The following is a 10,164-nucleotide window of genomic DNA, read 5'->3' on the forward strand; positions in this document are numbered from 1 at the left end:
TGAACTGGTTTTGTCTCAGGTCGGCCGAGCCTGAGCCTGCATACCAGCTTCCAAGGATGCCGAGCAGGTGACATTTCCCCTTGTGGATAAGGAGATCCGCCATCCATTCGGCTTGGCAGCCTGGCGCCCCATGGCCTAGAATCGAACGCATGTTCGAGGACCCGGATGTGCTGTCGACGCGTGACCTGCTGGAGCGGGCGGCGAGCTGTCGCGCGATCGCGAACCGGTCCGATGCTCAGCTGCTCGAATGTGCCCAGATCTATGCCGACCGCTACCACCCCTCGTGCTGCCCGGTTCGGCCTGCCCGCCGTCGGTGTGACGGCCGTGAGCGGGCGGTGGTTCTGGGCGGTGACGGCTGTCCGGAGATCGCGGAGTTCGCTGTCGCCGAGTTCGCGGTCGTGATCGGGGTGTCTCCCGGCGTCGGCCGTGACCTGATCGCCGACGCGCTGGCTCTGCGGGATCGGTTCCCGTTGACCTGGGCGCGGATCCAGGCGGGTGAGGCGACCCCGTGGAAGGCCCGCCAGATCGTGCGTGCCTGCACCAAACTCGACCACGCGGCGGCGGGGTACGTCGACGGTCGGGTGGCCGCGATCATCGACACGATCTCGCCGTACCGTCTCGACAAGATCGCGGACGCGGCCAAGAAGTACGCCGACTCCCGACGCGCGGCCGACGACGCCGCCGCGGCGGCTGACGAGCGCGGGGTGTACGTAGGCCGCGGTGACCAGCACGGGAACAAAACCATCTACATCAAAGCCCCCGCCGCCGCCGTCAACCGCCACGACACGGCCATCGCCGACATCGCCGAAGCCCTCAAAACCCTGGGCGACACCCGCCCGCTCCAGCACCGCCGAGCCGAAGCCGTAGGCATCCTCCCCGACCCCCGCTTCACCCAAGAACTCCTAACCCAAGCAGCCCAAACCCCCACCCACCCCACTCCCACCGACCCCGATCCCACCGACCCCGATCCCACCGAGCCCGCTCCCACCGACCCCGCTCTCACCGAGCCCGCTCCCACCGACCCCGCTCCCACCGACCCCGCTCCCACCGTGCCTGCTCAGGCCGTGCCTGCTCAGGCCGTGCCTGCTCAGGCCGGCCCGGCTCCGGCTCGCCCGGCTCCGGCTCGCCCGGCTCCGGCCGGGCCTGCTCCCGTCCGGCCCGCTTCGACCGGGTCTGCTGCCGTCGGGGCTGTTCTCGGGGGGCCTGTTTGCGGGCCGGGGTTGGAGGGCGGCTCTGCGAGCGCTTCCGGCACGGCTGACCTGCTGGGGCAATGGGAGCAGTGGGAGCAGTGGGAGCAGTGGGAGCAGTGGGAGCAGTGGGAGCCGCCGCATGATGCGTGGTTGGAGGCTGCGGGACCCGAGGACCCCGCCCCGGTCTCGGACCCGTTCGACGCCGACAGGCAACTAGCAGGCGCGGATCCAGACGGCCATTCCAGCGAGGGTTCGTCGATGGACCCTGCCGCGCTCCGAGCCCTCCACGCCCGGCTCGCGCAGATCAAGTACGACGCCTACACGAGCCCGAGTGGCCCCACCGTGCGCCCCGGCAAGACCGAGATCGTCGTACACCTCACCGACCACACCCTCGCCACCCACACCGGCGTACTACGCGCCGAACGCATCGGCCCCCTCCTCGCGACCCAACTCGCCGAACTCGTCGGCCACGGACCGTACGTCGTGAAACCGGTCATCGACCTCAACGACGCCGTCAGCGTCAACGCCTACGAAATCCCCACCCGGATCCGCGAACGCGTCAAGCTCATCCACCCGGTCGAACTCTTCCCGTACGGAACCCGGGAAACGACCAACACGATCGACCTGGACCACATCGAGCCCTACGACCCACTCGGCCCACCCGGACAAACCAGCACCACCAACCTCGCACCGCTCGGCCGCTTCGGCCACCGGGTAAAGACCCACGCCCGCGGCTGGACCGTCCGCCGCATCGACCACAGGACCCTCGAATGGACCACACCGCACGGCTTCAGCTTCCACGTCGACCCCACCGGTACGTGGCGGTGCCCACCCTCCCTTGATGTCAAGCCAGGTACGGGCGGCCGGCGGCGTCCCACTTGAGTACGCCGGTGTAGGCCTGGCGGGTGTTGGAGTCCTTGACGCCGTTGTGGTTGGCGTCGACGTACGCATGGAAGGCGATCCGGGTGGTGCTGCCGACGTTGATGACGGTGGCGCCGCCGGGGCCGCAGAGTTTGGTGGAGGCGGTGGTCATCAGGGTCTTCACGCGGGTGAAGCGGCCGCCCCAGAACGTGCTCGCGGACCAGACGTCGGTGTTGTACGAGCAGTTGATGTAGTCGCCGCGGGAGGTGAACAGCCAGACCTTGCCGCCGTGGGCGATCACCGACGGGCCCTCGATCTTGGACGAGCTGACGATCTTCGCGATGCTGCTGCCGACGACCCGGGTACCGGTCTGGGTGTCCATCTCGACGGCGCGGATCTGGAAGCCGGAGGCGTTCTTGTAGTCGCTCTTGTAGATCAGGTAGCGCTTGCCGTCCTTGGCGCGGTACGCCGCCGGGTCGATCGCCTCGTACCCGCGGGAGACCCACGGGGAGCAGACGACCGGCTTGGAGCCCGGGGTGTAGGTGCCGGCGGGGTTGCGGGAGGTGGCGACGCCGATGCAGTGCACGTGGCGGGAGGCCGACTCGCCGGTGAAGTACATGACGTAGAGCGCGCCGTGGCTGTCGGAGCTCTGGAACACCTCGGGCGCCCAGAGCAGCGGCTTGGCGTGGTCGACCCAGGCGGGGGTCGCGGTCATCGACTTGTGGATCGCGGACCAGCCGGTCGAGGTGGTCCAGCGGGTGCCGTAGCCGGCGCCGGTGCGGAAGAGGTAGTACTTCGAGCCGAAGTGCGCGAAGCCTGGGTCGGCGAAGTCCTCGGTGCCGACGCGGCGCACGCTGCTCGCGGCGGTCACCGCAGCATCTGCCGGTGGATGGACCGCGACGAGACCAGCAGCAGCCAGAACTGTCGAGAGAACAACACTGAGACGACGCACAGCAAACCTCCAGAAGATTGGGCGACGAGGCGCTGCAATCTAACTCCGAAGGCGGGCCACCTGAGGCTCCACCACCTCCACCTCACCGTCGGTCACGAACACCCCAACCCGGCCGGAGGACTCGGAGCGGAAGCTGAGGGACACCCGGTCGTCGACTACTGCCTGCGCGGTGGGGCCGTCGAGGAGGACCTGGAGGGTGTGGCGGCCGGGCGGGAGGGGGCAGGGGCGTTCGAGGTCTACGGCGTACGGGACGTCGCCGTGGATCTGCCATTGGGCGGGGCCGGTGCGGCCGCGTGGCCAGTGGTCGAGGACGAGACGGTTGTGGTGGGGTTCGAGGCGGAGGACGGTGGCCTGCTCGCCGTCGTCGGATGCGTGCAGCAGGAGGCCGAAGGAGTAGGTGTTGGGCGCAACGTCGACCGTCAGCGTGATCAGGCAGTGCGGTGGTACGACGTCGCCGATCCAGGCGGCGTACTGGTCGGTGGCTCCGCGGCCGGGGTCCGAGGACGCGCCGTCCAGCGGTGACAGCTTCACGTTTTCTGGTTCGCCGTACGCCGCGACGACCTCGGCCGGGAGTCCGAAGGCGAGCGTGCCGCCGGGCTCCTGGTGGGCTTCGAGTACGGCGAGGTCGCCGGCCCACTGCCACGCATCCCCTTGTTTCGTGGGGATCCAGCCGACGAAGAACCGGCGCCCTTCGAATTCGACCGTCTTCGCGGCGTAGAAGGCTCGCCCGTCGACCGTGTCCCGGGACGGCGCGAGCCACGGGCCGTCGGAGCCGCGGGCGATCCGGTACCGGGTCTGGAACGCGTCGCTGAACTCGGAGTACACGAGGTACCACCAGTCGCCCCACTGGAAGATGTCCGGGCACTCCTGGGTGATGTACCGGTGCGGCTCCCACAGCGGCGGCGCCAGCTCCCAGCGCTCGAGGTCCGTCGACGTCAGCCGCGCGACCACGCCCGCCCGGCGATCCGGTACGTCGGCGTACCGGGCGGCGAGGACCATCTGCCAGGGCTGGTCGGGGGCGGTGCGGTACACGAAGGGGTCCCGCCAGTCCTGCGGGACGAAACCGTTGGGTGCACCAAAGGTGTCGGCGGGCAGCTTGGTCCACTTCGTCGGATCGCCGTCGCTGACCGCGTGACACACGACCTGGTACGAGCCGTCCGCCGAGCCGCGGCGCGGGTTGTGCCCGGTGTAGAACAGGTGCAACCGCGAACCCTCCGCGACGACGCTGCCTGTGTAGCAGTCGAAGTCCACGGCATCGCGATCACCGGCCGGCAGCACGACACCGTGGTCCGTGTAATGCACGAAGTCGGTGGTCGACACCAACGCCCAGGGCATCCCACTCGCTCCCGCGGTCGCGTCCTCCGGCCGCTCGTCCAGCAGATAGAACAACCACACCCGCCCAGCATGAGCGAACGGAATCACATCCCCGACGAACCCAGCCGCCGGTCGCCAGTGCATCACTTCGAGTTCCTCCTCCGACGCCCGCCGGGTGGGGTGGAGGTGGGGCGGGCGGGTGATGGGGTGCCGACGGAGTCGCGTTCGATGAGGGTGCAGGGGACTATTTCGCGGGAGGGGGCGTCTTCGGGGGCGGTGAGGACCAGTTGGCCGGCTCGGCGGCCGAGCATGAGGTGTGGGAGGGCGGCGGTGGTGAGGCCGGGGCGGACCTGGTCGGCGACGTCGGGCTGGTCGTCGAAGCCGACGATGCTGACGTCGTCCGGGCAGTTCAGGCCCAGGGAGTGCAGGGCGAGCAGGGCACCGATCGCCATTCGGTCGTTGCCGCAGACCAGTGCGGTCGACCGGTGCTCGGTGACCACCTCGGTCGCGAGGTCGTACCCGTTCCCGATCTGGTAGTTGCCGTACCGGTGCACCAGGTCCGCCGGCCGCAGACCCGCCTCCCGGGCAGCGTCGTCGAACCCGCGCCGACGCTCCTGACACGCGAAGTCGTCCCGCATGCCACCGAGGAACGCGACGTCCCGGTGCCCGCGCTCGAACACGGACGCCGCCGCCGCGCGCCCGCCGGCGTACTCGTCCGCCAGCAGCACCGTGTCGGCGTGCCCCTCCTCCGGCCAGCAGTTCACGAAGATCGTCCGGATCCCGTCGAGCCGCGGGCTGCGGTGCAGCGGCTTCGGCGAGAGCGACGCGTACACGATCGCGGCGACGCCCTGGGCGACCAGGCTGGCCACCGCGTCGTCGCCCTGCCCCGGGTCGCCGGTGGTGTCGACGACCATGCATACGTATCCAGCCGGCTGGACGACCTGCTGCAACCCGAGCACGATCAGACCGGCGTACGGCTGGGAGACGATCCCGCTGGTCACGACGCCGATGGTGAAGGACCGGTTCGACCGGAGCAGCTGGGCGGCGCGGTTCGGCACGAAGTCGAGCTCGGCGGCGGCCTGGAGCACCCGCCGCCGGGTCTCCTCCGCGACCGCGACGTCCCGGCGGTCGTTCAGGACGAACGAAACCGTCGGCTGCGAGACCCCCGCGCGCCGCGCGACATCGGTCATCGTCACGCGCTTAGGCCCACCGGCTGCCTTCTTGGCCATCGGTTCCCCCTTAACGATCCGCGGCCTCGTCGCCGCCGCTAACTAACTATCACAGATCGGCCCAATACGTATTGACCCCACTCTAAGCCGCTGCTACGGTCCCGAGTCAATACGTATTGGGCGCAAGGAGGAAACCCATGACAGGCATTCAGCCGCCCGCGGGAACGCTCGGCCGCCGGACTCTCCTGAAGGCCGGTGCCGGCGGACTCAGCCTGGCGGCGCTGGCCGACCTGGCCGCCTGCGGCAACGGCAGCGGGGGCTCGTCGAAGTCGCTGAAGATGCTGTACTTCGGCGAGCAGGCGGCCGCCACCCAGCTGCAGAACCGGCTGCAGCCGCAGATCGCCAAGCTCGACTCAACGATCAAGTTCGAGATCTCCGCGATCAACGGCACCGACTGGAACGACTTCCTGGCCAAGGTGCTGACCCAGATCGCGGCCGGCACCCCGCCGGACATCATCAGCGTCGCGACCGAGGGCCTGCAGCTGATGGCGTCCAAGGAGCTCGCGATCCCGCTCGACGACTACGTCACCAAGGACCTGTCGGCGCTGAAGGAGTACTTCGCCGACATCCACCCGGCGCTGATCGAGTCGATGATGTACCAGGGCCACCTGTGGGAGCTCCCGGACAGCTTCAACGCCGGGAACATGTTCTACAGCACCGAGCTCTTCCAGCGCGCCGGCGTGGTCCCGCCGAGCGAGACCTGGACGCTCGACGACTTCGAGTCCGCGGCCACCAAGATCGCCAAGTTCAAGGGCATCAACGCGTTCGGCTGGGTGGTCCGGCTGTGGGGCAGCTGGACGTCGTTCATGTACGCGAACAACGCCAACCTGCTCGAGGAGGGCAAGTACGACGGCGGCGACTGGCTGTGGAGCAAGGCGTACGCCGGTGACGCTGCCGCCGCCGGGCGGAAGGGCGGCTGGAAGTGGGGCGCGCCGACGGCGAACTCGGACGCCACCGTCGAGGCGCTGGACTACATGATCCAGCTGACCAAGAAGGGCCTCTCGCCGTCGCCCGACGTCGGCGGTGGCGGCACCCTGCAGGGCCTGTTCGCGTCGAACCGGATCGGGATGTCGATCGGCGGCGGGTTCTGGGCCGGCGGCCTGGCCAACGCCGGGATGAAGAACGGCAGCTTCGACGTCACGATGTTCCCGAAGTGGAAGAGCCAGCGGCACCTGTTCGGCGCCGGCGGGTACGCGATCTTCAAGTCGTCGAAGAAGAAGGACCTGGCCTGGGAGGTCCTGAAGCTGCTGGTGAAGCCGGACACCTTCGACCTGGTCTTCCCGGGCAACGTGACCACACCCGGCCGCAAGTCCCTGGTGACGGCCGCGCGCTACGCGAAGACCGGGCCGAAGCACTGGTCGGTGTTCTACGACACGCTGACCAAGCACCCGGACACCGCGCCGATCCCGGCCCCGCCGTACTACAACGCGCTCGCGACCGCGCTGAACCAGCGGACCACCCAGGCGATCTCGTCGGGTAACGCGAAGGCGGCGCTGGACGGGCTGCAGGCGGATCTCGAGAAGGCAGCGGGGGCGAGCTGATGACCGCCGTCACCGCCGACGTACCGAAGGCGGTCGTGAAACGGCGAAGCCATCCGGCCGCACAGGGCGAGGCCCGGTTCGGCTTCGCGATGATCGGGTTGTCGGTACTGTTCGTCGCGGTCTTCACCGCGATCCCGATCCTCGCGTCGCTCGGTCTGTCGTTCTTCTCCTGGGACGTGATCTCGACCCCGGAGTACGTCGGCCTGAAGAACTACCAGCAGCTGTTCCAGGACGGTCCGGTGCTGAAGTCGTTCGGCGTCACGCTCGGGATGGCGCTCGCGATCGTCGTACTGCAGCTCACCATCGGGCTGGCGCTCGCGGTCCTGGTCAACCAGCGCAAGCTCGTCTGGGTACGGACGTTGTTCCGCACCGTGTTCTACCTGCCGCTGCTGGCGTCGACCGCGGCCGTGTCGATCTTCATGGGGTACCTGTTCGACTACAAGTTCGGGGTCGTCAACTACTACCTAGGGCTGCTCGGCGTACCGAACGTCCCGTGGCTGACCAGCGGGTTCGCGGCGGCGTCGACGATCGTGCTGATCGCGGTCTGGCAGCAGGTTGGGTTCACGTTCGTGCTGTTCGTCGCCTCATTGATGTCGGTGCCGACCGACGTCCTGGAGGCGGCCCAGATCGACGGCGCCGGGCCGCTGCGGACGTTGTTCCGGATCAAGATTCCGTTGATCAGCCCAACGATCCTGTTCGCCGCGGTGGTGGCCCTGATCAACGCGATGCAGCTGTTCGACCAGCCGTACATCATGACCAAGGGCGGCCCGGGATCGGCGACCACGACGGTGACGATCTCGATGTACCAGAAGGGCTTCCAGAACCTGCAGTTCGGGTACGGCTCGGCGATCGCGATCGTGCTGCTGGCGGCGATCCTGGTGATCACCGGGCTGCAGTTCCTCGCGGCACGAAAGCTGGTGTTCTACCAATGAGCCTCGCACGGATCGGCCGGATCACCGGCATCGCGGTGCTGGTCGTCGCGGCGATGGTTGCCCTCGGCCCGTTGCTGTGGACGGTCACCACCTCGCTCCGGACGCCCGCCGAGGCGTTCAGCAACCCGCCGCAGTGGCTGCCGCTGCACCCGGACTTCTCCAACTACAGCGCGGTCTTCGACCGGATCCCGATCGGCCGGTTCTTCGTGAACAGCGTACTGGTCACCGGGCTGATCGTGGCCGGCCAGACCGTCACCTGCACGCTGTCCGGGTACGCGTTCGCGATGGTCAGCTTCCCGGGGCGCTCGGTGATCTTCGGGATCTTCCTGGCCACGATGATGGTGCCGCTGCAGACGATCATCATCCCGGTGTTCGTGATCATCCGGTACCTCGGACTCTCGGACAGCCCGCTGTCGCTGGTGGTGTCCGCGCTCGGCAGCGCGTTCGGGACGTTCTTGATGCGGCAGTACTTCATGCAGATGCCTCGCGAACTCGGCGAGGCGGCCCGGATCGACGGCGCCGGGCACTTCCAGACGTTCCTGATGATCTACGCCAAGATGGCCGGTCCCGCGATCGCGACCCTCGCGATCCTGAACTTCTCCGGCTTCTGGGCGGAGTTCTACCGGCCGCTGATCTTCCTGCAGTCGCAGGACAACTTCACCCTGCCGCTCGGCCTGGTCGGTCTGCAGGGGAACCTCGGCACCGGGTCGATCTCGGTGGTGCTCGCCGGCGTCGTCCTGGCGATCCTGCCGAGCGTAGTGCTGTTCGTCTTCGCCCAGAGGTACTTCATCGCAGGCATCACGGCAGGAGCATCCCGTTGACCCAGGTCCAGGCCGCCACCCGTACGGCCAGCTACCTCCGCCCCGCGTTCCACGTCCGGCCGCCGCGCGGATACCTGAACGACCCGAACGGCCCGATCGAGGTGGGTGACGACGTCCACTTGTACTTCCAGTCGCGGTCCACGCTGGACATGCACGTCCCGGTCGAGTGGGGGCACGCGACGTCGACCGACTACGTGCGGTGGACGGTGCACCGCCCGGCGATGGCGCCGCAGCCGGGCGGGCCGGACACCGACGGCTGCTGGTCGGGCAACACGATCCTCGACGACGGGCGGATCCGTGCGTACTACTCCGGCCGGATCGACGAACGCCCGTACCAGTCCGTGCTGACCGCGGTCTCGGACGACGGCGGCGCGTCGTTCGGACCGGCGCGCCAGGTCGTCCCGGACCCGGTGGACGGCGCGCTGATGTTCCGCGATCCCTTTGTCTGGAAGGAGAACGGCAGCTGGTGGCTCGCGGTCGGCGCCGGGTACGGCGACCGCGGCGCGAGCATCACGCTCTACCGGTCGAGCGACCTGCAGGACTGGACGTACGTCGGCCCGCTCGCCGAACTGCCCCGTGGCGTCGCGGGCGGCGAGGACACCGGCGCCGCGTGGGAGTGCCCGCAACTGCTGACGCTCGACGGCCGCCGGATCGCGGTGGTCGCGTCCTGGTCGCCGGAGGCCGGTCCCGCGGAGGTGCTGTCGTTCGACGTCGACGGACCGGTGGCGCCGCGGCGGGTCGATCACGGAACGAACTTCTACGCGGCCTCGGCGATGCGCGACAGCCGGTTCGGGCCGCTGCTGTTCGGGTGGCTGACCGAAGGGCGCGACCGCGGCGGGTGGGACGACTGGGCGGGCGTCATCTCGCTGCCGCGGGTCGTCTGGCTCGGCGCCGACGCGTCGATCCGGAGCGCGCCGGTCCCGACGGTCGACTCGCTCCGCACCGGGTCCGGCGTACCGGCCGACGGCTGTACGACGGGCCCGCAGTGCGAGATCGCCGTACCGGAAGGATCGGGGCAGGTGGTGATCCGCTTCGGCGAGCACGAGCGGGTGGTGATCGAACTGGACGCGGACACGCTGACGATCGACCGTACCGAGGCCAGCCGCTCGCCGTACGCCCATCGCGACCGGATGCAGGTGACCGACGCGTTCGACCCGTCGTCCGGGCGTCCCGCGGCCCGGATCTTCCTCGACGGCTCCGTCCTCGAGGTCTTCACCAGCGCCGGCCGCGTGCTCAGCACCCGCGTCTACCCGACCACTCCGCCGACCTGGCACGTCGAAGCACCGCCCAACGCCCACTTCTGGACCCTCGACCGCTGACAGGA

8 protein-coding genes are annotated in these 10,164 nt (G+C 69.0%); 5 read left to right on the forward strand and 3 right to left on the reverse strand.

Annotated elements, in window-relative coordinates:
* The first annotated feature begins 149 nt into the window (after positions 1-149).
* Positions 150-2,072: a DUF222 domain-containing protein gene (locus tag ACFV9C_RS08370; RefSeq protein ID WP_380191701.1), complete on the forward strand. Its 1,923-nt coding sequence runs from the start codon at positions 150-152 to the stop codon at positions 2,070-2,072.
* Here ACFV9C_RS08370 and ACFV9C_RS08375 read toward each other — a convergent pair.
* The 3 genes from ACFV9C_RS08375 to ACFV9C_RS08385 all read right to left on the reverse strand — a co-directional run bounded on the left by ACFV9C_RS08375 (position 2,035) and on the right by ACFV9C_RS08385 (position 5,546).
* Complete coding sequence (locus tag ACFV9C_RS08375; protein ID WP_380191703.1) at positions 2,035-2,922, reverse strand: family 43 glycosylhydrolase; 888 nt, start codon at positions 2,920-2,922, stop codon at positions 2,035-2,037. The genes ACFV9C_RS08370 and ACFV9C_RS08375 overlap by 38 nt on opposite strands.
* A 120-nt stretch (positions 2,923-3,042) precedes the next feature.
* Positions 3,043-4,461 (reverse strand): glycoside hydrolase, encoded by a 1,419-nt coding sequence (locus tag ACFV9C_RS08380; RefSeq protein WP_380191705.1) that lies wholly within the window; start codon positions 4,459-4,461, stop codon positions 3,043-3,045.
* Complete coding sequence (locus ACFV9C_RS08385; RefSeq protein ID WP_380191707.1) at positions 4,461-5,546, reverse strand: LacI family DNA-binding transcriptional regulator; 1,086 nt, start codon at positions 5,544-5,546, stop codon at positions 4,461-4,463. The genes ACFV9C_RS08380 and ACFV9C_RS08385 overlap by 1 nt, the downstream gene beginning before the upstream one ends.
* A gap of 137 nt (positions 5,547-5,683) precedes the next feature.
* Here ACFV9C_RS08385 and ACFV9C_RS08390 point away from each other — a divergent pair, with 137 nt between their 5' ends.
* Genes ACFV9C_RS08390 through ACFV9C_RS08405 form a run of 4 tightly spaced genes read left to right on the forward strand, consistent with a single transcriptional unit; the run spans position 5,684 to position 10,159 of the window.
* Complete coding sequence (locus ACFV9C_RS08390; RefSeq protein WP_380191708.1) at positions 5,684-7,087, forward strand: ABC transporter substrate-binding protein; 1,404 nt, start codon at positions 5,684-5,686, stop codon at positions 7,085-7,087.
* Complete coding sequence (locus ACFV9C_RS08395; RefSeq protein ID WP_380191710.1) at positions 7,087-8,019, forward strand: carbohydrate ABC transporter permease; 933 nt, start codon at positions 7,087-7,089, stop codon at positions 8,017-8,019. Before ACFV9C_RS08390 ends, ACFV9C_RS08395 begins: the two co-directional genes overlap by 1 nt.
* Entirely contained in the window at positions 8,016-8,840 is an 825-nt protein-coding gene (locus ACFV9C_RS08400; RefSeq protein WP_380191712.1) for a carbohydrate ABC transporter permease, read from the forward strand. Before ACFV9C_RS08395 ends, ACFV9C_RS08400 begins: the two co-directional genes overlap by 4 nt.
* Entirely contained in the window at positions 8,837-10,159 is a 1,323-nt protein-coding gene (locus ACFV9C_RS08405) for a glycoside hydrolase family 32 protein (RefSeq protein ID WP_380191713.1), read from the forward strand. The genes ACFV9C_RS08400 and ACFV9C_RS08405 overlap by 4 nt, the downstream gene beginning before the upstream one ends.
* The last annotated feature ends 5 nt before the right edge of the window (positions 10,160-10,164 follow it).

Origin of the sequence: Kribbella sp. NPDC059898, from assembly GCF_042730855.1 — a bacterium.
GTDB lineage: Bacteria > Actinomycetota > Actinomycetes > Propionibacteriales > Kribbellaceae > Kribbella.